Below are 23,670 nucleotides of genomic sequence, written 5' to 3'. Positions count from 1 at the left end.
GTGGTGTATTTAGATAAAAATGATTGTTAACCTGGGCTCCCGATGTGGTTTATTACAAATTTGGTGAGCTCGGTAGTAAACAATAGTGTTGCCTGATTTGCTGCGACCACGCCACCATAGGGAGTATCTGCGGGACAAGGCACAATGTGACTAAATATGCGTGAAGCAATCACCTGACTGTCTTCTACCCGCACCAATACAGATTTAACCACAAAATGAACAGTACTAGGTTTTGTTAAAAAGCTTTGTTGAAGTTCAATTAACTGAGTATCGATCCGATATTCGGCAACTTCGGCGCCAGGGCTTGAGGCAACCACATGAAAATAGCCGCTACGTTGAAAACTTTGAACAATTAAAGGTAACAACATTTCTGCAGGTTGATCCACCCAGGCACTATGGACAAAGGGAGTTAACTCATAAGTCTTTACTGTATATAACATGCTCTCATCTTGATACCCAGCCACTGCATCGGGGGTATTTACAAAAATGGAGTGTCTTGATGGTGACTTAGAGAACTGTTTCGTACTAAACGCCCCTAACTTGTATTGATTCGTAATAAGTGGCTTCACTGAACACCCAGATAAGAGCACGAGGATTAGTATTACCAGACTATATTTTTTCACGATTACTCTCCTGGCCCTGGTTTGGGTGGTTTAGTACCACGAATCAGAACGGAAGGGTTCTGGCGCATTTGGGCACTAATCTTTTCAAGATTGGCAGCGATAACATCAAGTCGACGAAGTAAAACCACCGCTGGAGGTACTGCTTGCTGCGAGATTTTGTTAATGGCTAATTTTCCTGCCTGCATGGTATCCGCTATTTCCTCTCCAGCATGGCTCACTGAGTTGGCCATTGTATTAAATTTTTGTACCCCAACTTTCAAATCAGCAACGACTGTTGGAAATTCTTTACTCACTTTTGCAGCATTGTTCAAGAAAATATCAGCACTTTGTAAACTTTGATGAATATGTTCACTGTCTTTAGCAATAACATCGGTTACTGTTTTAAAATTAGCAAGCGTTCTTTTAATGTATTCAGCATTTTCTTTGTCGAATATTCTGCTGACCTCAACGCTGACTTTGTTTACATTCTCAGAAACCTCTTTAAGAACACTATCGAGTTGGTGAAATAACGAAGGCTTAGAGGGGATAATAGGATAGCGATGATTCGGGGTTTTTCGTAAAGGGGTTAAGTCAGATGAACTTGCAGAAAGTCCGACATACGTCGTACCGGTAATTCCTTGTGAAATTAAGGTGGCACTAGTGCTAGTAGTAATGGGGGTTCCCTCTTCAATACTCAGTAAAAGTTTCACTTGCTGAGGATCTTGTTGATTAAGTTCGATTTTTTTAACAAATCCGACCTGAACGCCATTAAATTTTACAACGGCTTCATTACTTAAACCGGATACGGCTTCATGCATGTAGACTTCAAACGTTTGATATTTTTTTTGTTCAAAGCCAACAGATAGCCACAAGCCTGACGCAAGCAGGCCTGCTATAAGAATAAGAACAATAATCCCGACAACTGTGTAGTTGGTTTTTGCTTCCAAAAAGCACACTCCCGTGGTTATATTTCTTCAGTTTAAAGTTTACTGAAGTATTCAGCAATTAAAGGATGTTTGTTTTGCATCAGCTTATCAAGTGGTCCAATATCCAATATCTTACCTTCACCGACAAAGGCTACACGATCTGTGGTTCGTTTTAAGGATTCAATATCATGGCTAATCATGACAATCGTCAAGCTTAGCGTCTCTCTTAAAAAAAGAATAAGATCGTCAAACTGCCGCGCACTTCGCGGATCAAGTCCCGTTGTGGGTTCATCCAAAAATAATAATTCAGGATCCATAGCAATTGCTCGTGCTGCTGCAGCACGTCGTTGCATACCACCACTTAACTCGGATGGAAATTTGCCGGCAGCTTCTTTAGGCAAGCCCACTAAAGAAATTTTAAGCATGCCTAACTCTTCCATGAAATTTTCCTCAAGTTCGGTAAATTCTCGCATAGGAAAGGTTATATTTTCTAATACCGTCATTGCCGAAAAAAGGGCACTATGCTGAAATAACATTCCCCAACGTCGTCTTAGCGCATTGGCCTGATTACCCTGAAGACTCGATATATCCTGGCCAAACACTTTCAGAGTACCAGCAGTGGGTTTTAGCAACATGAGCAGGCTGCGTAAAATGGTCGTTTTTCCACTACCACTTCCGCCAATAATTGCCAGGATTTCTCCTTTCTCGACGGTGAGATTAACATCTGAGTGGACCCACTGGCCACCCAGACAATTTTTTAACCCCGTAATCTCAATAACTGGTTCACTCATTTTATAAATCCAACCAGCTATAAATAATGGAATAGGCTGCGTCAGCAATAATAATCAAAAATAAGGCTTGAACGACACTCTTGGTAGTCTGACTACCTATTGTGTCTGCTTCTACTCGAAAGCCCTGAAAACAACCGACCAAAGAAATTAGTAAGGCAAAGGCTGGCGCTTTGTATAACCCTAACATGAGTTGGTCAATCCCGACTGTATCTTTCAACCGCAACATAAAATCGGAGTAGCTAACATTGAGCATCCATTTTGACATATATAAGGAACCTAAAATACTAAACATATCAGCCCAAAAAATTAGCAAAGGAAACACAAACAGTAAGGCAATGACTTTAGGCATGACAAGAAGTTCAGTTGGAGAAAGCCCCATGGTTTTAAGCGCATCCACTTCCTCATTGATTTTCATGCTACCAATTTGCGCTGTAAATGCCGAACTCGTTCGTCCTGCAACGATGATCGCGGTAATAAGAGGGCCAAATTCTCTAAAAATTGCAAGACCAGACAGGTAGGCAATAAAAATATTGGCACCATAGGTTTGCAGTTGTAATCCCATTTGATAAGCCAACACAATACCAATTAAAAATGCAAGTAATCCTACAATGGGCAATGCCTGGATGCCTGCTGAATCAATATTGGAGATAATACTTGGGAGTTGAAAACGTCGCCAATTGCCGAAGGCTTCGAAAATTTTAGAACTTAAATCACCAATTAAAATGATAAAACCATCAAGCTGTTTAATTTTATTGATAGTTTCTTCACCTATGCGTGCTAAAAAATTTTGCTTGGTGGGAGGCGGTGGTTTGTAATCCAGGGTGTCTTGTTTTTTTTCAACAAGGTCCAATAACGCCTGTTGCTCTTCGTGAAATTTAACGAGCTCAACGTCTTTACCTTTTGTTTTTAATGTATTAATGCATTGTAAAAGTGTTAAAGCACCAGCACTATCAAATTGAGTCAGTCGCTCTCCATTAAAGGCTAATTTGTCAGCTCTAGGGAGTTCTTCAGTATAAAAACGCTTTAATAAGCCATCCAAGTGAAGTACGGACCAAGATCCCTCGCACTGATAGGTGTTATTTTCCTTATCAAAAATTAATTGGGCTGAAGGATTTACCTTAGTCATAATTTGCTATCATCTTAAGAAATAGCCTAGCATAATACGAATTTTCATCCGTCGCAAAATACTTAATAACGTGTTCAATATAAAACGACTACAATCTTTTTTCTGGGAAATCGATCCAGGCTATTTTCGTTTAAAGCATGCTACGAAAACAATAGTCGCTATTCTTATCACGTTATTGCTCGTTAACAACGAATCGATGGCCACAAAAGCGATGGCAGGCGTTTCATGCGCCATGTCAATACAAGGTTCTTTTGCTAAACATTATTTCTGGCGGATAGGGCAGATTATTTTCTTTGATCTTCTGTATTTCGCCTCGTTTAGTTTAGGACTTCTCATTCGCGATTCGGCTAATTTAAAAGCAATTGCCTTAGTCCTTTTAGGATTTGCTGTGAACTACATCCGTCGTTTCGGATTGCAAACAAGTATAGCACCTTTGATGATTTGGCTATTATGCTTTATGGCAACCATCTTGCCTTTTAATTCGTCGGCTGAAGCATGGACTCATATTCATGGCTTAATAATTGGTTTGGTTGTTTCTGCATTGATAATGTTGGTTATTTTTCCTGAAAACTACAGGCGTTTATATATTCATAATTCCAATCGCTTTTTTAAAAGTTTAGCGCAAGGATTCAACGAAGTGAGACGATATCTTTTGCGCGCAAATTCCCCCATAGATTTTCAACGTCTTACCTTTGTGCGTACTAAAGATAGTCTCAATCGATTATTGGAAAGTAATCAAAGCATTGATCAGAGTGACATATTTGATGAGCAACAAGAAAATTTGATCAGTGAGTTAATGATTTGTGAGTATGCTTTAGCTCAAGCTTATATCATTATGATCGATGCTTATCGAAATTTGAGAATTCATAATCATTTTTTATCGAAAGAGGTGAGGCTAAGTTTAAGTGTTATCAATAAACAACTCTCACGCTGGTTTTATTCGGCACAAATGGATAAATCTTATAAAGTCAGTGCTAAAAAAATTGAAGTTTCTTTTGATAAATTCATGCAAAAAGTGAATGAGGAACAAATTACTGAACCTAATTTAGTGATAGCCGTCTTAAATTTAAATTTAAGTTTACGTTTTATTGTGCAACAATTTGACAAACTGTTGGATTCCAGTCATGCAAATTAGAAATACCACAAGAATGGCGTTTCAGGCGGCGATAGCTATAGCTATCGCCGAGTTAATCCACAGACAATTTAATTTAGAGCATGGCTACTGGGCTACCTTAACAGCGATGGCATTAACTGCTCAAACCTGGGGGGAAAGTGTAAAACGCTCCATTGAACGGGTTCTTATGACAGTTTTGGGAGGAATTAGCGGAACATGTTTATATTTTATTATTCCTCCTAATGAAATTCTCATTATGAGTATTTTATTGACGTTTATTTTTTTAACTGTTTATTTGATTCAGATTAATAACTTGATTGCTGTTTTTACCCTGACGGGTTTTGTGGTTTTTTTCTTTGCCTTACTGGGCGATTGGAATTTTCTTTTGTTAAAAGAACGTATTGAAGAAACTGCTCTTGGCGCTTTAATAGCCGTATTAGTGGGTTTTTTCTTCTTTCCCGTAAGAACCAATGTCAAAGAAATTTTTATTCTCTACTTAGAAAAAATGGACAAAAGTATCAGTTCAATGCTTGACGAATCTCCTCAACAACAACTGGTTATTAAACAAGAGTTGCTCATGGAGTTTCAGAAAATACGCAAACAAGTCTTATCCATTCGTTATGAAGTTCTTTTTCACCGCTTGAATATGAGGGATTTTAATGTTTTTCTGACACAAGTTTTATTTTGTACACAATATATAGCTAATTTGATTGAAGCTTATCGGTGGTTATGGACCTCTTTAAGTACAGAGGATAAAAAAAATATTAAGGTTGCTATCCATACAACAAAACATAATATTCAAACCCTGATTAAACTTTTAAGTAATGCTAAACCTAATGAAATGATTTCAGCACAGAGTTTGCTTGATATTCTTACTAAAGCAATTGCTATGCATCCTAAGCGTTTTTCGGCATTGGAAGACAAAGCTCTGGGGTTTTTCAATTTAATGTATTTTTTTGCTCGACTTAATACGCGCTTACAGGAATCTTATACCTTATTATTGCAAGTGGGGGATTAAGTAAAAGTATTGTTCCTAGTAGAGATTAAACTATGTTAAAATCTTTACCATTTTTATAATGCAGTATTAGGGTATGCAAGACAACTACAGCCAATTTGAGAAACGCAAACAAGATCATATTGCTCTTGCTTTAATGGACGCTAATCAAGCTAGCGAATTAAATGTTCTGGATAGCATTTCTCTCACTCATGAAGCCTTACCTGACTTGGATTTTGATGAAATTTCTATCTCCAGCCAGCGATTTGAACAAAACATTGATACCCCTTTCCTGGTTAGCTCGATGACTGCAGGTCATCGGGATGCAATTAACATTAATCGGAATTTAATTGCTGCTTGCTCTCAAAGTAAATGGGCTATGGGAGTTGGCTCTCAGCGTCGTGAATTAACCGATGAAGACGCAGCTTCTGAATGGAAAGAGTTGCGAAAAAATTTTCCTAATGTCACCCTGTTTAGCAATTTAGGGATTGCACAGATTATTAATGTTCCAATCACAACCTTGCAGCGTCTAACAGATGCATTGCAAGCGCAGGCTTTAATTGTTCATTGTAATCCTCTCCAGGAAGCAATTCAGCCTGAAGGTACCCCTTCGTTTAAAGGCTGTTGGGATGCTCTTGCCAAATTGGTTGAAAAATTACCAATACCCATCATTGTAAAAGAAACAGGATGTGGCTTTTCACAGCCCACTCTACAACGCTTAAATGACATAGGCGTTGCAGCTGTTGATGTCAGTGGCGTAGGTGGCACGCATTGGGGGCGAATTGAGGGGCATCGTGCTGTTGAAGGTAGCGTTCAGCAACGTGCTGCGGTTAGTTTTCGGAATTGGGGAATAGATACTGTACAGAGTGTTGAAAATGCTGTAGCGCTGTCCCCTCGTTTTGAGGTTTGGGGTTCAGGTGGTGTGCGTCATGGGTTAGATGCTGCGAAACTATTCGCATTGGGTGCAAGCACTGTGGGTTTTGCAAAACCCATGCTGGATGCTGCATTACAAAATGCAGAGAGGGTGTATGCTCTCATGAACACCATTGAATATGAACTAAAGGTCGCTATGTTTTGTACAGGCAGTCGCGTACTCACTGAGCTTAAGGAGAAGGCATGCCGTTAAGTAACAATGCCAGTCAATTATTTCAGGGTTTTTCCAAATTAGCACGTGAAGAGCGTTTTCAGCGCTTACTGGAGTTGGGTGCTTTAACCCCTGAAGATATTCAATTTCTACGCAATGGTGGTGTACAAGAGACAGCTCTTGCAGATAAATTGATTGAGAATGTTATTGGCTATTTTCAACTTCCTTTAGGCGTGGCAACTAATTTTTGCATTGATGGAGAAGACTATGTTGTTCCTCTAGCGGTGGAGGAAACATCTATCATTGCGGCTTTATCTAAAACGGCCAAATGGATAAGACAACACGGCGAGATTAAAACCTGGGTGACTGGCGACTGTATTCTAGGCCAAATTCAAATGGCAAAAGTAACTGACTTTGCCAGATTATCCAGCATTTTTAGTGAGAATAAGCAATTTTTACTCGAAAAAGCGAATGTAGAAGTCGCGTCAACCATGGTTAAGCGAGGGGGGGGCGTTATGGATTTGCAATTACGCCATATACCTCGTCATGATGGCGGCGATATGGCAGTTATTCATGTGACTATGAATACTTGCGATGCCATGGGCGCTAATATCATTAACCAGGTCCTGGAGTTTTTAAAAATACCTATTGAAAATATCACTGGTGAACAAGTCACCATGTGTATTTTATCGAATTTAAATGATGAGAAGCTGACTACGGCAAAAGTAACGATTCGAAATGTAGAGCCTGAGTTAGGTGAACGTCTACAGGAAGCTTCTTTATTTGCTGAAATAGACTCTTATCGTGCTGCAACGCATAACAAAGGGGTAATGAATGGGATAGACCCAGTCCTAATTGCTACTGGGAACGATTGGCGAGCTGTGGAAGCGGGTATTCATGCTTATGCAAGTCGCTCTGGACATTATCAAGCAATTACGCGTTGGCGTTATCAGGAAGGGGTACTGATTGGCGAATTAACAGCACCTATTATTGTAGGAACTGTAGGGGGGGTAACGGCGTTGCATCCTACTGCAAAACTCTGTTTACGCATGATGGGTATCCAATCCGCTAATCATTTGTCCCGAGTATTGGCAGCAGTAGGTCTAGTACAAAATCTAGGAGCAATTAGAGCCCTATGTACTGAAGGAATTATTCAAGGCCACATGAAATTGCATATCGATAATTTGTTGTTGGTGGCGGGAGCTACCGATCACGAAGTGCCTGTATTGAAAGAGCGTTTGCAAAGTTGGTTAATTGCTAACAAACGAATTAGTGTCAATAATGCTTGTGAACTTTTAACTGAAATCAGACGAGCGCAAACCACATCATGAAATGGCGTATTCCAGCAAAAACATTTTTACTTGGTGAATATGCAGCAGTTGCTGGTGGTTCAGCGATTATATTAACTACAGCGCCGTGTTTTGAGTTAGCTATTGCTACAGATAGTTTAATGCATGGTATTCACCCCGATTCTCCTGCAGGACAATGGTGGTTACATCATCGTACTCCTATGCAAGGATTATTGTGGCGTGATCCATATGAAGGGAAAGGAGGCTTAGGGGCCTCAAGTGCCCAGTTTATTGGTGCTTATTTGGCCAGCTGTCATCTTTTGCATATTAAACCTAACATGGACGCGTTGCTTGATACCTATTACCAATTTGCTTGGCGAGGCGAGGGATTAAGGCCAAGTGGATATGACGTACTGGCTCAACTACAAAACCGTTGTGTTTATATCAATCGCCAGAATAATAGTATTGAATCCTATGATTGGGGCTTTAAAGACATTGCTTTTTTATTGCTGCACAGTGGGCAAAAGCTAGCCACTCATTATCATTTGCAGCGTACAACCCTACCTAATTCCATTAATGAGCTGTCTGCCATTTCTGAACAGGCTAAAAGAGCTTTTGAACAAACCAATAGCAATGAATTGGTAGATGCGATCAACAATTACCAGCAACATTTAAACAATTGCAATCTCATTGCCCCGCACAGTTTGCGACATATCCAAGCGTTAAAAATGCAAGAAGATGTACTCGCGGCGAAAGGGTGTGGTGCATTGGGTGCTGACGTGCTGTTACTTGTTGTGCCTAAAATGGGGCTAAAAACAAAAATCAGTAATTTAACCGCTGATGGTTGGACAATTTTGGCAAGCAGTGACGACTTATATACTGGTCGAGCACTCATGAAAAATAAAAGACAGAAAACACTTGAAATTTTACCTTAATCGGGTATCATTCCAGCCTCTTTAGGGCCGTTAGCTCAGTCGGTAGAGCAGGAGGCTTTTAACCTCTGTGTCATAGGTTCGAATCCTATACGGCCCACCATTTCTGGCCTATGCTGTTTAAGTCCAGACAGCACTGTGGCAATACCAACGGTTCTTTGCTGTCCCTCATTGCGCTCGTAGCTCAGCTGGATAGAGTACTTGGCTTCGAACCAAGGTGTCGGGGGTTCGAGTCCCTCCGAGCGCGCCATTTAATCGTTTTAAAATCAAATAGTTAGCTCTTAATTTTTAAATTAACCTACTGCCCTAATTTCACACTGTGGGGATTTTGTGGGGATAGTGTGGGTTCCACCTTGTTTTACTCTCAGAATAGTAAGCTCTTTACTTTCTCGTCGGCTTTGAATAATTAAATTTGCAGCCTCCAATAAATTGCTCAACTCAGCCTGAGAATAATGAGTAGTAATCCTGCCAGAACGATGCCCCAACAGATCCTGTCTATCCTCATAACTTACACCAGCTGCTCGAAGTCTTCTTCCAAAAGTGTGTTTTAAATCATGAACTCTCAGATCACTGAGATTTGCTTTTTTACGCGCATTTCGCCAAGCTGTATTGTTCATGCGTGTAATTGGCTTTCCATTGTAAGAAAACACAAACTCAGAATGAATACCTCTAACCTCCTCAATGACTGCTTTAGCTTCATCATTAAGGATAACCAGCCGATCTTCCCCATTTTTTACCAGCTGTCTTAATTCACCATCCCTATTAATATGGCTAGGAATAATGAAAACGCTCGTATTTAAACTTGGAACACGTTTTTCCCATTCCCAACGTAATTGACATACTTCTTGCTCTCGGCATCCTGTATTAACTTTAAAACGTGCCATTTGATTTAAATGAACTGGCAACGCTTCTAAGAACCTTGATTCCTCTGACCAAGATAAAGGAAATGGTGCTCGTGCATCTTTAACTGGCAATAATTTAATCTTAGGAGCAACCAGAAGCCACGTTAAACTATTCTCATCAATCCACTCAGTTGCTGCAATGTTTAAAATATGCCGAACTAACTCCAGTGTATTATTAATTGATTTCGTTTTAAGTTTCGCTTCCTGTTTTGCTTTTATAAATGATTGCAACGTTCCTATATGCACTTGCTCCAAGGTCAAATCACCAATAAACGGGCAAATAGACTTTAGAAGTATTGCATCGGTATCAATGCTGGCCTTATGTTGATTTTCATTTAAAAATCGCACCGCAGCTTCTTTAAAACTGCGTTTTGGCCTTACTCCATATATCGTTGCCTGTCTAATCTCTTCGATCCGCCTGGCTAAGTATTGCTCCGCTTCCTGGAGCGACTTTGTGCCAGTGCTTTCTCGAATGCGATGTCCAAGGACTTGCTTTTCGATATGCCAAACTTGGCCTCTTTTAAATAGTCCTGTTGTTTGTTTACGTCCCATGGCTTTGTACTCCTTTGCTCTTTGCCGCCTGGACGCCCACTACACTGCTTATATTGATCTACCCAAGCATCAAGGTCAAGTCGATCAAACGCTACGCCTTGTTTGCCTATAGGAATTTCTATAAGATTAGGTCTTACGAAAGTATTAAATCGATTTCTGTCCATGCCAATATACTTGGGGACGTCTTTCAAACGGATAAGTCGAGGTAGTAAAGCGATAGTAGACATATTAAAAACCAAAAAACACGATTTGTTATTTTATTTAAACATATCGTGTTTTTTGGTTCAATTGTTTTCTTTAATTTTTTGAAAAATAATTTATTTGGAATACCTACTATTCATCATTGTCCCACTGTAATGCAAACTCGTGTAACTTATTTTGCAATACAGCTTTACTAATTAATTTGGTTTCTTACTCTGCAGTTAACGTTGGAGAAGCATGTCTATTCATCGCATATGAACAACCTCTTCATCCTTCGTTTTGCAAATTAATATACCAATCGTTGGATTTTCATGTGCTTTTTTATGTTTTTATCCAATACTTCTAAATAAAATTGTAATTGCCCTAAATGCGAAGGACTAAATTCTGTGCACTTTAATTCTATTGCAATCATACAGTTAAGCGCTCGATGAAAAAGTAATAAATCCACACGAAAATCTTTCATTCCTACTTGCAAAGGGTATTCCTCTCCAATCAAACTAAAATCTGGGCCAAGTTCAAGTAGAAATTTTTTTAAGTTTGCGACCAAGGCTCGTCTTAAATCTTTTTCTTTGTGATCATCAGGTAAATTTAAAAATTCAAAAACATAACTGTCTTTAAACCTCCCCTTGCTATCAGGTAATTCTGTCAGCACTGCTGACAGTTTTTGATCGGCAAGCACCGTTCTTTCAAATGTTCCGGCGTTTATTAACCTTGAAAAATCGCGTTCAGAGTATGATGTTTGGCGGCTAAACGCAGATAAAACTCTTTTTCTTCAATAGACTTTGTTTTAGACAAAATGTGCAAATGATTTGTCCACGTAATTTCTGTCAGCACTACCGACAGTTCTGTATTCTCATGATAAGTCTCGTAAAATTGATTCATTCTCCGTATATTACGCGCTGAAAACCCCTTAATTGTTGGTAGCTCTATTGATATATAGTCCGCTAGCTCTTCTACAATACCCTTGCCCCAACCATCATGTGTTATCTTATTAGATACATATTGTCCGATAGACCAATACAACTGAATAAGAGTTTTATTGACTTGTTGCCAAACTCTGGATTTAGCCTCAGTAATCATTTGATGCACTTTAGCAAAGTCTGCCTGGTTGCTTTCTTTTAATTCTTTGGCCACTTATAAAATTCCTAAAAAATTATTAAATTGACATACTTAATACATCTGTTGGATGAGAGAACAAGCTACCCTCACAAACTACTTTCGCACCATGCTTTTCATATAATCGATTTAAATTAGGCCTTAACGTATCTAACAAAATCAAATCCGAACCTGCCGCAGCTGCTAACCGTTTTGCTTCTTCAATAATCTGCTTGCCAAACCCTAGCCCTCGATAATTTTTATCTACATAGACATACATTAGTTCACGTGCACTCAACCCACGTGGGTTAGGAAACTCATGTTCCAATAGAGCAAACATCGCTACAGGTTGTCCTGCATAAGTGCCAATGTAGACATCATGACTCAACGCATGCATTACACCTTCACGATATTCAACCCCTTTGTTTCGTATGTATCCCCATTCATCTTCAGCCCATTTGGCTGCAAGGGGGATATATTCCATACAATTACTTAATCGTGTAAAAGTAAGTTTGTGCTTTGTTAAAGCAGAACTAAACAATAACATTACAAATACCTCATTTTAATAGGCTAAAGCAGATTCCAAAAGTATCAATTTTCTTCGACCTTGTTCACAAACCATTATGGAGGCTAATCCTATGATTGCGCCAAACATAAAATACCAAGCGGGTGAAATAAAATTACTTGTTGTATTCACCAGCCACATCATCACTATAGGTGTAGTACCACCAAACAATGAAATACCTACATTAAAAGCAACTCCAAACCCACTATAACGATATTGATGAGGGAATAGAGAAACCATATATGCGTTGAGTGGTGCATAAGTAATGGCAATCAAAATAGACATAAAAATCAATCCTATTGCTATCAAAACAACATTACCGGTGGCAAGTAGGTAAAAAATGGGAATACTCAAAAGTAACATGGCCACCATACCTAATCGAATTACCTTTATCAGCCCAATTCTTTCTGCTAACAAAGCAATAAATGGTTCAAGTGTGGCGTCAACTGCTAAAGCCAGAGTGATAATTAAGGTAGCTAAACCAAGTGAAATATGAAAATAGCTATGCAGGTACGTAGCGGTAAACACATAAGTTCCAAAAGTCATGATACTCACCAACCATGCTATCCCTATAATACCAGCTACTGCCAGAGGCGCTTCTTTTAGCGCCGCCAGAAAAGGCAAACGTCGTTTATCATGTTGCGCAATATGTTCATATTCAGGCGTTTCAGCAACATGGGTTCGTAAATAAAAAATCAAAATACCAGCAATCAAAGCCAATCCAAAACCGATTCGCCATCCCCAGTCTGGCATAAATGAAGCCGTAAAGAATGAAGCTGCCAGGCCAGCCATTATCAAACCAGTACTGTAAGCTGAGCTGGTTAAACAACCATAAAATGCTTTTTTCTCAGGCTTAGCATGTTCAACAAGAAAAATAGCAGATCCAGTAAATTCACTACTTGCGACAAAACCTTGAATTACCCTTAACAAAGTAATAAGAAGAGGTGCTGCGATTCCAATATATTGGTAAGAAGGAACGACGCTTATTAGAGCTGTAGGAATAGCCATAGCTAGAATACTGAGAGTTAAAGCACGTTTTCTTCCGAACTGATCACCAATATAGCCAAAAAATAGTGAACCTATTGGGGCTAATAAGTAACCAACGGCAAATACACCAAAAGCACTTAAAAGCGAAGCAAATTGATTGTCGTTAGGAAAATAAGTCGCTGCAATAATTGGCGCGAAATAGCCAAAAAGCGCAAAGTCATACCATTGTAATGCAGTACCAGAAACGCCAGCGAATAATGCTTTACTCGAAGAGGATATGTTCATCAGCAACTCCTATGCTCAACATTAATACCCATTTGGTCACACTTAAAAATTTGCCAGTCTAATAAAGCGACCCCACCAATTTTTTTATAAAAATGCCTGGCTTCTCGGTTATTTCGAGATACCCACCACTCTATTCTTGAACAGTTATGAGCAGCTGCTTTACATGCAACATACTTGAATAAAGCACAACCAATTCCTTGACGCCGATACGGAGGAGAAACATATAAATTCTCAATATAAATTCCCCGCGTTACATTGACACAAATGTTATTTTGGGTGTAATTAAACATCACCAAACCACAAATTTTTTCTTCCACCAAACCCACACCAACGAAATGATTAGGCTCATTACAAAAAAGAAGTTCACCAAGCTGTGATTCCGTTATTTTAATTTTATCCAGAATGTTCTCATACTTTGCCAGTTCCAGGATTGTTGCATAAATTTGATTCAAATGCTCGAATTTTGCTTGAATTATTGTCACCATAGGATATCTTAATAAGGGTTGTAAATAATGTGATCATAAAATATGAACAAGGATATAGTACTTATTCCTGGAGCGTTAGCAACTCCAAAGATCTGGAAGCAACAAGAACTTTTTCTTCAGCAGAACAAAAAATTAAGGTACGTTGATGTGCTTGACAGCGATTCGATTGAAGAAATTGCTAATCGTTTCATTCCACAGGCCCCTAAAAAATTTACTTTAATTGGGTTTTCTATGGGGGGGTATATTGCCCTTGAATTGTACCGGCATATTCCAAATAGCATAGAGAAGCTTGTGTTAATTAATTCTGCGGCCAAATTAGTATCTGAAAAAGGTCGATTAGAGCGTGAACGCTCACTTGATATAATGAGTAAAGGAAAATTTGATTTCTTAATCAAGCTCATATTTAAAAATTCAATTTTTGATAAACAAAAACATAAGGAGTTATTGCCTCTAGCCCAAGAAATGGCAATGGAAGTTGGGGTCGAGAATTATAAAAATCAACTCAACGCCACTTTAAGTAAACCAGATCATTCAACTTTATTACCTTTAATTGAATGTCCGACACTATTAATAGCCAGTAAAGAGGATAATGTCATGCCTCCAGAGCGTTCAGAACATATGGCAAAGAATATAAAACACTCCAAACTCATTTGTATTGAGCAATGTGGCCACATGGCTATGTTGGAGCAACCGGAAAAAATAAACCAAATATTAAACGATTGGCTGTAAGTACTACTGCTGTTACAGGTATAGCAATGCATAGCGTTGATGAAGATGGAACTATTTGTGTTAACATAAATGATTATAATGAGTTATCAGACTCAATTCGGTTTCGTGCTAAAATTGATCACTTAACTGAGAAATTAAATTGCCCAAAAGAAATATCTAATTTTTCCATTTCAATGCTTTTTCACGGCGGTCAACGATATTACATTTCCAATCTATATCTTTGGGCTATTCCGTATAGAACTGAAGGATTGTATCGTGGAGATGTTGATCACGACCGCAGTACTTACAACGGCAAAGAGTTTTTTATTCAGCGAGATATAAAGTATGATGCGATGCAAATTCCCATTATTCAAATATTGGAAGCCCGTTACAGATTAAACACCACATTCGCTATGATTCGTCAATGCGATGAATGTGATTTAATTGTAGAGGCTTACCATTCTGAAAAAATAGCAGATCCCCAAAAGCTTTATTACCAAGTCAGAGATCCGTTTGAACAATTTATATGCCTTTTTCTTGATGCGATGTTGCTTGAAATAAAAGCGGCTCTACCAAATCAAAAATGGTTAGCGCTGTTTAATGATCCAGAGTTCAGAAACAATGTCATTATGCGAAAAGCAGTTAAAAAAACACTAACCCAACTCACGCCCAGAGAACTGCAATGCTTAACTATGATTTCCAAAGGGATGACTATAAAAAAAATCTCTGAATACCTCCATTTATCCAGTGAGACAGTAAATACCCATGCCAAATCAATACGAACTAAAATGAACTGCGTTAATATTACCGAAGCAGTCTCAAAAGCATTTCGTTCAGGGCTATTATCGTAAAATACCCAAATTTGGGGATAGGATATCTTGCTGAACAATTTATACTCCACCATTTGTCATAATATTTACACGGAGTTTTAACATGGGATGTATTGTTGAATTTAACGATGGCTTTCGATTGAATTTTGCTCAAAACAAATGTAAACAAAAACTATGGATTGAGGTTTTACTGCGATTTAGTAAATCAAATATTGAACATTTAGCTTATGTTCTTGATTTACCGGTTGAAACAATAGTCCACGTTTATAAAGGAAACCTTTATCTGGAGGAAGAGGATGCTAGCCGTTTAGGACAATTGTTCTTGGTAATGTTTTACGACTAAAAACGATCCTGACAATTCAATTTAGAGAGATATAATTTTATCATTTATGATTTAATTCGCTATCGGGATGTCGTCTGAATCTCCAACTGATTGAGTGCTGCACCCCAAGGATACACCAAAGACTTGGTAAAAATTATCAAGCAACTGTGGTAAAATCCTAGTTCATTTTAAAATAGATTGTGCTCACCTAAAGATGTGATCTTATTCATGGGGCATAATTGCTTTTAAGTCTCAACGTTTTAAGATGAGAAATCGCTATGAAACAAGGACACCAACTGATTTATAAGTTAGAGATTTCTCTCTTAAATTCGCAACAAGAAGATCGATTTCACAACCAAAGCTACTGATTGCTGATGAATTCATCGAGTATGGAGCTTTTGGTTTAATTTACAATAAGAATCACCTGCCTGATTCTCTTCCTGAAGAAGAACCAAAAAGGTACTTGGTTAATAATTTTCAGTGTTAGAGCTATCATCCGAATGCATATTGGCAACCTATAAGGTTACTGTCGCCTCAAAAAGTGTTTTGCGTTCTTCGCTCTGGCAATACAAACACAATCCTTGGCAAAGGGTATTTCATCAAGGAACTCTTTGCCACGAGGAATGATGTATTACAGGTATTATTATGATAATAATAGCTGTGCCTAAAACAATACTCAGACATTATTTCAACGCTCGCTAAGATTTGAATGAAGTTTTAGGTAAAATCTGGATGGATCTTTGTATTACTTATATTGTCCTATACCACGAAATTGCTGTAGGCTCTCGTACTTTGCAACTAAACGAAGATGTTAGACCAGATTTAGGACCTTGAATAGTTGATTTGGTGGTTGATCCAAAATATCAACAATAGGGGTTCGGAAAAATGTTAGTTGATGCCGCAGTCGAGAAAGCAAAAGAACTTGGCTTTGAAAAATTTTACTTGTTTGCTCTTGATCCTACAATATCTGAGTATTATAGGCGCCTTGCTTGGAAAAATATTGACATGGATGAATTTAAATCTCATCCGATGACGTTGGTGTAGAGCAATTTATGAAGATAAATAGATAGGCAATAAAACTGGGAACTATAAAATCATTTCGTTTAGAATCACTAAAAAATTCGCGTGAGAGTTTTGGCTCTTCTTATAAAGAGCAAGTGCTTATGTCTGATACTGATTTTCAAAATAGATTAAGTGAAGAGGGTGTATTGTGTGTGCCCTGCTGACGATACCTGAAGCAACTGAAAATTAACGATACCTTCAACTGCGAATATATTGGACTTAATGATGAACCAATGAAAAAATTCGATACCTATAAGAACATGCTTACCAAAATTTAAAAAATCCTACAAGACTATCCTATTAAATCTAAATTATAGAAATCGCGAGTCTTTAACTCACTTATCTTTATTTCTTGAAACACGAAACCAGCCTTGAATTTAAAGATCCAAGCGAAGGTTTAACTCAACCGCATGGGTTAACAATCCCTTGATGTCATGCTGTCCTGCATAGAATTTTGTTTGCCCAGCTGTACCTGGATTAGTGATAATACTGCTTTGATTTGCTTTAAAATCAGTGGACTTAAATAAACGATATTGCAAAATAGCTGTTCCTTTCTCGCTCACGGCATAATTGATACCTGCTTTAAACTGCCAAGCAAAGGCTGTTCCGTATAGAGATGGACTATTTTGCATAGCTGGTGCTGTTTCTACTAGAGGAGTATTGGGATCATCGATATTAATGGAATTATTGGTTTGCGTACTATTTGACCTTAACCAGGCAAGTCCTAAACCAGCACCAAAAAAAGGTTGTAGCTTTCCAATATTGATTAAATCATAACTTGCATTAGTCATAAAAGAATAAATGTTAGCTCTTGTTAGTATCTTACTAATGGGGTTATTAGCCTGTTGGGCATAGGTTGCTCCAGTTGTACTGTTTTGTTCAAGCCAATTATAAGTACCATAAGTCTCTCTTTGTATGTTTTGGTACAAAAACTCTAAGTCTCCATGCCAATTTGGGCTAAAATGTTTCCCGACTGCTAGGTTAATTCCATAGCCATTTTTAAACTTATTTTGCCAATTAATATCAGGCAGAGTAAATAAACTAGTGCCTATTTCTGTTGGTGCATACAAAACCGAGTTCGAATTTGAAGTATTACTGGTAGTGGTATTGGAGAAAACAGCGCCTAAGCCAGCATTAATATAAAAAAACCTGGATGGTGCTGTACTTAAAGTATCTGCTCTAACATTGTATGGTAAACTCAAAAATGCAGATAAGATTATAGCGGATTGATAAAATTTCACGGCTAAATCCTTTTAATTCTTAAAGTTAACGATCAGGTTAACTTGTACTATGAATCAATACAAGCATAAACCTTTTCTTGCTAAAGGATAGTAGGTTTAGTGTTATGGAGTTCGACCTGATGTCCACTTGGGATCCACAGTATGATCTTAAACAGTTAGTATAGTTTTACTTTTGCACTGATTTTGCTTTTAGACTAGCTAAACTTAGAAGATAAATTCTGTGATGAAGTTGAGGACGTTGGAATTTATCAGATAAAAAATTACCATCCCTAGGCATCAATGATTCCTGATGCCATTGTGTTGCTTTGACGAAATAATAAAGGCGGGGGGGGCGGGGCTATTTAGTAGTAGTTCATGGATGAGTTTATAATACTCAAGATGAAGATGCTCGTTACACAACGACTTGAGGTCCGTTCTTGGTATCTCTAATTTGAACAATTGTTATTTATCTTGATTCTCATCAGCGCTTTTGGTAGAAAATAGGTTATTGAAGTATGCTTTTTTTTACATCCTCGAAAATTTATTGAATTTTCTTCTATCGCTTTAGCGTGTAATATTATATTCAAAAACAAACCTGTCATATTACTAAAAGAGTGTTATTTACCTTAGAGTCAATAAGGGTTCAGTATTATCCATTCATCCCGATTACAAAAGCAGCGTAATATGCTTTTGTGTATTGTGGCCTTAAGTCGGCTTTGATGGGGTTTGTCATAATCACTAGCTTGAATATACCTTTAAATCGGTTGCTACAGTTGAAAGTGATGGGAAGCAATATTTTTAGAGTGACCAGATACTTACTGTGTATGAAAACAAAAATTGATTGATGCGAGAAACCCAACTTTTTTGATTACACTGACCAACTTGATAATCGAAAGTTACTTTTTCCTATACTTTTCACATAGTACAAAGCTTCATCGGCTTTTTTAATTAAGGTGTTTAAGTTGTTACCGTCATCTGGGCATAAGCTTATACCAATGCTACCTGTAATTAAAATTCGTTGTTGTTTGATCATTATAGGTTTTTCTATGGCAATAAGAATGTTTCTTGCTATTTCCATAACTGAACATATGTTAGCTAGTTCAGTAAGAGCAATGATGAACTCATCTCCTCCAAGTCGGGCAATTATATCAGTTGAGCGTAGAGATGATTTTAATATTTGTGCAATTTCTATGAGTAAAAGATCTCCTATATCATGCCCAAATTTGTCATTTATTTTTTTAAAATTGTCAAGATCCAAAAACATTACGGCAATTTTTTTTTGGTGGCTTTTTGCATAGGCTAAAGCATGATCAAATGATATTTCTAATTTTTTTCTATTCTCTAATCCTGTTAAAATATCATGATGAGCGATATGCATGAGTTCTTGCTCTGCTCTTTTTTGAGCATCAATATTCTGAATTTGTGCAATAAAATAGAGCGGCTTATTTTCATTGTTTCGAATTAAACCGCCGTTTAGTAGGATCCATATGATGCTACCATTTTTATGAATGTAGCGTTTTTCCATATGATAAAATTTTATATCACCGGCAAGTAATTGTCGTACATAACTTAAATCCAGATCTAAATCATCTGGATAGGTAATAGATTGAAAATCAGTTTGTAATAATTCCTTTTCTGAGTAACCAACAATCTCCGAAAGTGCTTCATTTACTTTTAGCCATCGCCCTTCTAGAGAGATTATAGCCATACCAATAGCAGCGGAATTGAATGCACAACGAAACCGAGACTCACTTTCTTCTAAAGAGTTATTCATTTCTAACAACTTATTAATTAAATCATAATTCTCGTAACGTAATTTAAAATTTTTATTAAGAAGCCTATAACCCATCCAAGAAACAATAGATAGAAAGCAAAAGTAAATTATCATAGCGGTTCCCAATAACCAGTAGATAATTCCTTTTTGATAAAATAGCCAGATACTGAGTGGGATGGTTGTTAATGAAAAAAATAAGATACTCACTAAATAATTTGGCTGCAGGATATGTAGCCCTCCAGAGGTTACTCCAACAATAACGATAATAACAAACATTAGGTTTAATAAAAGTCCATAAGGTATAAGCAACGTAGCTGCTGCTCCCCATAAACCACCATAAATAACTACTAGACTTATTATTATTTTTAAATAGGATTTTAATCGTAAGGGGCGATAACAATTAAATAAAAAGAGAGCGCCATGCAAAACAAAAACTGATAATGTGGTTATAAACCAAATTAAAAGAGTTTTTTGATTTACTATTTGATATAGGCTTAGATAGACTAATAAAGTACATGAGAAATTAGCTGGGATGCTTAATAGCAAATTCTTATTTAATATTATCATGCGATCAGCAAATATTAGTTGATCGATGACTTCTCCTTTTTTTTTGATCTTTTGCATCTAGATCTTCTGTAACGTGAACAAAACATTTTTATTTCATATTATGTTACATTCTCTAGGATTGGAAGAGACCACCTGCTCACTATTGCACATGATTTTTTTATTTCAGTCATTTTTCTCGTTCCTTTTTGAGTAAAGAATAAAACCAGTTGATGGTTTTGCAAATAAAGAATTCACACAATGTTTTTTAAGTATCGCCTCCAAAATAAATCCACATTTTTCAGCGATAAATCCCGTCTTTTTGATAACATGCGGTTTCACTCTGTTTATTAATCTCTGGGGTGACTAGCGTCGTATCAAATTGATTAAAAACAGTATGCTGAATAAATTGCATCAGTGCCGCGCAACCAATCCCGTATTCTAAAATTTATTCTTCACTAAGATAGAAATCAACAGCGGCAATGTTTAGAAAATCACAAGATATTGCAGGTACCGTAAGAAAATCGGGCACATCATAATACGGAATGTATCCTATGAGTTGCTCATCCAGTTAAATAATAAAAGCAAAATGGAGTTTCTTTCCATTCTCTATCTTATATTAATTTATATAGTTGCTGTATTTTCGAGTGATTTTTATCCAGTGTTCAAACTACTTCACTTATTCGATCAGGTTTGACACGGGGCTCTTCTAATCATTTTAAAAGAAGTAGGAAATCCTGCCCAGATAAGGCTGCGAAAAGATATCGTCATGTAACACCTCAAGAGAGTTCGACATAGACAACTAGGCAGCTGCCTGTACCCATAATACCTTGAAGTATCATTAGAGGCTAAATAAAGAATCGAACCATCAAGATCAGCAGGAGATCCTACAAACTGTAATGAAATCTTTTGAACCGTCTCTTCTTTTGTATCAGCAGTATTTAATTTACAATTGATCAAAGGTATGAAATAGTCCAAGAGCAATGCAATTGATACGAATATTTACCTTTGATAGTTCTCCCACTAGTGCCTTGCTTATTTTGAAGAACTTCCGTTTTTAAAACGGCATAACAACCAATTCTTCTCGGAGTTATTAGCCCAAATGACGCTAGATACATTCATAATTGACCCTAGAATAGATTTTACATTTGTCCTGCAATAGATTTAGTGACATACCAAGTACCCATCAGATTGGTTTGTATTATGTGTTCAAAATCTTGGTGATCTGATCCTTCAGATAGGGGTGTTAGTTTGGCAATGCCTGCATTATTGATACAAATATCAATTCGATAGTAATCTTCAATCAGTTGGAAGGTAGCTCTTACTGACTTTCCAGTCTGTACAATCCATAATAATAAAATGAGCAATTGGGAATTTGCTAATTAGCAGCATGCAACGCTTTCTGACTTCTGGCAATCAAAATCACCTTAACCATACTCAGCTAACACAAAAGGGCATAATTTTACCTAAACCACTGGAAGCGCCAGTAATTAAGGCCGTTTTTCCTTTTAAGTTATAATGCATCATATGAGTTCTTATTCTTGAATGCTCTACAAAAAATCACCGCAGATACTTTCTAATTTCTACAACAACCCCTATTATCTGAGCCTCGTGAACATCCTTAATACTGACTGTTGCCCATAAATCACTACTTGCTAATAACTGAAAGTGGCAACTATCTGCTTCTCCATATCTTCGCAATACCGTTTGTTTTTTTTGTGTTAAATAAACTAGAACATAGTTACCTGGATTAGGTTGTAACTCACCGTCCACAACTATTACATTTCCTGGAATAAGTTCCGGTTGCATACTGCTATCTTCTACTGAGGTCGCAAATAGTGCTGGACTTTTAATCGAAGGATTCATTGAATCAATCAAAATTGTTTTTTCAAAAACAAAAGGTTCTTGTTGCTCTAAAATTTCCCTAGCATGTATCGCATCCTTAATACTCAATATTGGGATATGCCGAAATTTATTTTTAGGACTCTGAATCAAATCTCCTTGCGGATTATCTGTTAAGCATAACAAGTAAGAAGCAGACACATTTAACTGATCGGCAAGCAATTTAGCTTCCAATGGCCCAGGACTTCGCGTTCCCTGCTCCCAATTACTAATTCTTGCAGGAGAAAGTTTCGCCGTTCTTGCTGCTAATTCTTTAATTGTAATACCCAGTTCTTTACGAGCTTTGGTAATACGATTACCTATTTGTTCTCTAATATCCATTATGATCCTTCAAAAAAATGAAACATACCCATTGACAAAAACACGTTTCGTTTTATATAATTAATTAATTAAAACTATTTGTGCTTTTTAAATTAGTTATACTTAGCATATTTAATCATAAATTTACTTAAAAATCACATCCTGTTTTATTTTTCTTTTTTATTCATTGATAATAGGTCATGCTATGGAATTTTTTATTATCACACATCAGGAACTTTCTGCACTCAGTGGTTTACCTTATCTGCAACAATTAAGTTATCTTCAAGGCATTAAACCCTACGTTGATTACAAAACGGGGGTAGTCGGCATTCGTCGTGGTATTAGTTATCAATCATTGAGTGAAGCACTTTACATAGAACCTCATTCTGGTATTAAAAGCGGTAGCCCAAGTAAAGATCAATTACGACGTGCTTTGAAAGGGCTTGAGAAAGCTGGGTTAATTCAAATCCAGTCTTGGGAAAGGAAGCTTGTTTTGCGTTGTTTATTACTGGACAGGCATGATTCTGTTCATAATAAAGCCGCCATAAAACCACATGACTATAGCGCACCTCAAGAACCACAAAAAAGTCTATTAGACTCAACAAAATCCAATACGAATAAACTAGATCCCGACACAACCCCAAAGGGTGAACCCGCCACTCCTCAAGATAATAATAATTATTTTTTTATTTCTTTATCACAAGCCTTTGATGTCTTCTGGGATCTGTACCCTCTGAAAAAAGAAAAAAAAAACGCTTTTGAAGTATTTAAAAAACTAAAGCCTTCTCAGAGTTTAGTCCAGCAAATCATAGCCCGCTTAACCGAACAAATTCAACTTGAGACAAAAAAACGCGTCGAAGGCGTTTGGGTTCCATCCTGGAAATATCCAGCAAATTGGTTAACACAGAGATGCTGGGATACAACATCAACAAATCTTGAAGCCAAGGAGAATAACTATGCAATCCATGAAACAAATCGTAAATACGCATCATCTACAAACAGCATCAGGACTACAGAGTTGCGTGAAAGCCCAAGTTTCAGTGACGCGGAGTTCCAAAACCTCTGGAAATTGCATTGAG

The 23,670-nt window shown here is 37.4% G+C and carries 24 protein-coding genes and 2 tRNA genes; 12 read left to right on the top strand and 14 right to left on the bottom strand.

Annotation, left to right across the window (positions count from 1 at the left end):
• Positions 1-26: 26 nt before the first annotated feature.
• From LHA_RS12410 to LHA_RS12395, 4 genes are read right to left on the bottom strand one after another with little or no spacing between them, the layout of a single operon-like run.
• Positions 27-623, bottom strand: coding sequence for an ABC-type transport auxiliary lipoprotein family protein (locus LHA_RS12410; protein ID WP_045106818.1), 597 nt, complete (start codon positions 621-623; stop codon positions 27-29).
• A 2-nt stretch (positions 624-625) separates the two neighbouring features.
• Positions 626-1,549 carry an MlaD family protein gene (locus tag LHA_RS12405; RefSeq protein ID WP_045106817.1) on the bottom strand — a complete coding sequence of 308 codons (924 nt, stop codon included), beginning with the start codon at positions 1,547-1,549 and terminating at the stop codon, positions 626-628.
• Positions 1,550-1,581: 32 nt separating this feature from the next.
• Positions 1,582-2,319, bottom strand: a complete 738-nt coding sequence (locus LHA_RS12400) for an ABC transporter ATP-binding protein (protein WP_045106816.1) — start codon at positions 2,317-2,319, stop codon at positions 1,582-1,584.
• Between the two features lies 1 nt (position 2,320).
• Positions 2,321-3,445, bottom strand: coding sequence for an MlaE family ABC transporter permease (locus LHA_RS12395; protein ID WP_045106815.1), 1,125 nt, complete (start codon positions 3,443-3,445; stop codon positions 2,321-2,323).
• Between the two features lie 70 nt (positions 3,446-3,515).
• Here LHA_RS12395 and LHA_RS12390 point away from each other — a divergent pair, with 70 nt between their 5' ends.
• From LHA_RS12390 to LHA_RS12360, 7 genes are all read left to right on the top strand, one after another.
• Positions 3,516-4,580 (top strand): aromatic acid exporter family protein, encoded by a 1,065-nt coding sequence (locus tag LHA_RS12390; protein WP_147292362.1) that lies wholly within the window; start codon positions 3,516-3,518, stop codon positions 4,578-4,580.
• Positions 4,570-5,577 carry an FUSC family protein gene (locus LHA_RS12385; protein ID WP_045106813.1) on the top strand — a complete coding sequence of 336 codons (1,008 nt, stop codon included), beginning with the start codon at positions 4,570-4,572 and terminating at the stop codon, positions 5,575-5,577. Before LHA_RS12390 ends, LHA_RS12385 begins: the two co-directional genes overlap by 11 nt.
• A 73-nt stretch (positions 5,578-5,650) precedes the next feature.
• Positions 5,651-6,679, top strand: coding sequence for a type 2 isopentenyl-diphosphate Delta-isomerase (fni, locus tag LHA_RS12380; protein WP_045106812.1), 1,029 nt, complete (start codon positions 5,651-5,653; stop codon positions 6,677-6,679).
• Positions 6,670-7,968, top strand: a complete 1,299-nt coding sequence (locus tag LHA_RS12375) for a hydroxymethylglutaryl-CoA reductase, degradative (RefSeq protein WP_045106811.1) — start codon at positions 6,670-6,672, stop codon at positions 7,966-7,968. Before fni ends, LHA_RS12375 begins: the two co-directional genes overlap by 10 nt.
• Positions 7,965-8,861, top strand: a complete 897-nt coding sequence (locus tag LHA_RS12370) for a mevalonate kinase family protein (RefSeq protein WP_045106810.1) — start codon at positions 7,965-7,967, stop codon at positions 8,859-8,861. The genes LHA_RS12375 and LHA_RS12370 overlap by 4 nt, the downstream gene beginning before the upstream one ends.
• 24 nt (positions 8,862-8,885) lie before the next feature.
• Positions 8,886-8,961: transfer RNA gene (locus LHA_RS12365), tRNA-Lys, on the top strand.
• Positions 8,962-9,031: 70 nt separating this feature from the next.
• A tRNA-Arg gene (locus tag LHA_RS12360) sits at positions 9,032-9,108 on the top strand.
• A 43-nt stretch (positions 9,109-9,151) separates the two neighbouring features.
• Here the strand turns inward: LHA_RS12360 and LHA_RS12355 are convergent.
• The 6 genes from LHA_RS12355 to LHA_RS12335 all read right to left on the bottom strand — a co-directional run bounded on the left by LHA_RS12355 (position 9,152) and on the right by LHA_RS12335 (position 13,930).
• Positions 9,152-10,312, bottom strand: coding sequence for a tyrosine-type recombinase/integrase (locus LHA_RS12355; RefSeq protein ID WP_045106809.1), 1,161 nt, complete (start codon positions 10,310-10,312; stop codon positions 9,152-9,154).
• Between the two features lie 487 nt (positions 10,313-10,799).
• Positions 10,800-11,192: a PDDEXK nuclease domain-containing protein gene (locus LHA_RS17405; protein WP_231861922.1), complete on the bottom strand. Its 393-nt coding sequence runs from the start codon at positions 11,190-11,192 to the stop codon at positions 10,800-10,802.
• Positions 11,193-11,218: 26 nt separating this feature from the next.
• Positions 11,219-11,647, bottom strand: coding sequence for a DUF1016 N-terminal domain-containing protein (locus tag LHA_RS17400; RefSeq protein ID WP_231861921.1), 429 nt, complete (start codon positions 11,645-11,647; stop codon positions 11,219-11,221).
• Positions 11,648-11,669: 22 nt separating this feature from the next.
• Positions 11,670-12,155 (bottom strand): GNAT family N-acetyltransferase, encoded by a 486-nt coding sequence (locus tag LHA_RS12345; RefSeq protein WP_045106808.1) that lies wholly within the window; start codon positions 12,153-12,155, stop codon positions 11,670-11,672.
• A gap of 15 nt (positions 12,156-12,170) precedes the next feature.
• On the bottom strand, positions 12,171-13,445 hold the full coding sequence (locus LHA_RS12340; protein ID WP_045106807.1) for an MFS transporter: 1,275 nt from the start codon (positions 13,443-13,445) through the stop codon (positions 12,171-12,173).
• Positions 13,445-13,930, bottom strand: a complete 486-nt coding sequence (locus LHA_RS12335) for a GNAT family N-acetyltransferase (RefSeq protein ID WP_231861920.1) — start codon at positions 13,928-13,930, stop codon at positions 13,445-13,447. Before LHA_RS12335 ends, LHA_RS12340 begins: the two co-directional genes overlap by 1 nt.
• 42 nt (positions 13,931-13,972) lie before the next feature.
• On the opposite strand from LHA_RS12335, the gene LHA_RS12330 reads away from it, so the two are divergent.
• The 4 genes from LHA_RS12330 (at position 13,973) to LHA_RS17395 (ending at position 16,834) form a co-directional block, all read left to right on the top strand.
• The gene (locus tag LHA_RS12330) at positions 13,973-14,659 is read left to right on the top strand and encodes an alpha/beta fold hydrolase (protein WP_045106806.1); all 687 of its coding nucleotides are present in this window, start codon (positions 13,973-13,975) and stop codon (positions 14,657-14,659) included.
• Entirely contained in the window at positions 14,593-15,489 is an 897-nt protein-coding gene (locus LHA_RS12325) for a helix-turn-helix transcriptional regulator (protein WP_231861919.1), read from the top strand. Before LHA_RS12330 ends, LHA_RS12325 begins: the two co-directional genes overlap by 67 nt.
• Positions 15,490-15,571: 82 nt before the next feature.
• Positions 15,572-15,811 (top strand): hypothetical protein, encoded by a 240-nt coding sequence (locus tag LHA_RS12320; protein WP_045106805.1) that lies wholly within the window; start codon positions 15,572-15,574, stop codon positions 15,809-15,811.
• A gap of 864 nt (positions 15,812-16,675) precedes the next feature.
• Positions 16,676-16,834 carry a GNAT family N-acetyltransferase gene (locus LHA_RS17395; protein WP_231861918.1) on the top strand — a complete coding sequence of 53 codons (159 nt, stop codon included), beginning with the start codon at positions 16,676-16,678 and terminating at the stop codon, positions 16,832-16,834.
• Positions 16,835-17,229: 395 nt separating this feature from the next.
• Here LHA_RS17395 and LHA_RS12310 read toward each other — a convergent pair whose 3' ends face one another.
• The 4 genes from LHA_RS12310 to LHA_RS12295 all read right to left on the bottom strand — a co-directional run bounded on the left by LHA_RS12310 (position 17,230) and on the right by LHA_RS12295 (position 22,612).
• Positions 17,230-18,093, bottom strand: a complete 864-nt coding sequence (locus tag LHA_RS12310) for an outer membrane protein (protein WP_231861917.1) — start codon at positions 18,091-18,093, stop codon at positions 17,230-17,232.
• A gap of 847 nt (positions 18,094-18,940) precedes the next feature.
• On the bottom strand, positions 18,941-20,470 hold the full coding sequence (locus LHA_RS12305) for a GGDEF domain-containing protein (RefSeq protein WP_045106804.1): 1,530 nt from the start codon (positions 20,468-20,470) through the stop codon (positions 18,941-18,943).
• Positions 20,471-21,531: 1,061 nt separating this feature from the next.
• Complete coding sequence (locus LHA_RS17680; RefSeq protein ID WP_045106803.1) at positions 21,532-21,756, bottom strand: SDR family oxidoreductase; 225 nt, start codon at positions 21,754-21,756, stop codon at positions 21,532-21,534.
• A 193-nt stretch (positions 21,757-21,949) separates the two neighbouring features.
• Positions 21,950-22,612 (bottom strand): LexA family transcriptional regulator, encoded by a 663-nt coding sequence (locus LHA_RS12295; protein WP_045106802.1) that lies wholly within the window; start codon positions 22,610-22,612, stop codon positions 21,950-21,952.
• A gap of 184 nt (positions 22,613-22,796) precedes the next feature.
• Between LHA_RS12295 and LHA_RS12290 the strand changes: the two genes are divergently transcribed.
• Positions 22,797-23,669, top strand: a complete 873-nt coding sequence (locus LHA_RS12290) for a hypothetical protein (protein ID WP_045106801.1) — start codon at positions 22,797-22,799, stop codon at positions 23,667-23,669.
• Position 23,670 lies beyond the last annotated feature (1 nt).

The sequence above is a fragment of the Legionella hackeliae genome (genome assembly GCF_000953655.1).
GTDB classification, from domain to species: Bacteria; Pseudomonadota; Gammaproteobacteria; order Legionellales; family Legionellaceae; genus Tatlockia; species Tatlockia hackeliae.
The sequence above is the reverse complement of the archived record's forward strand: the minus strand, read 5'-3'. Positions and strand labels throughout refer to the sequence as shown.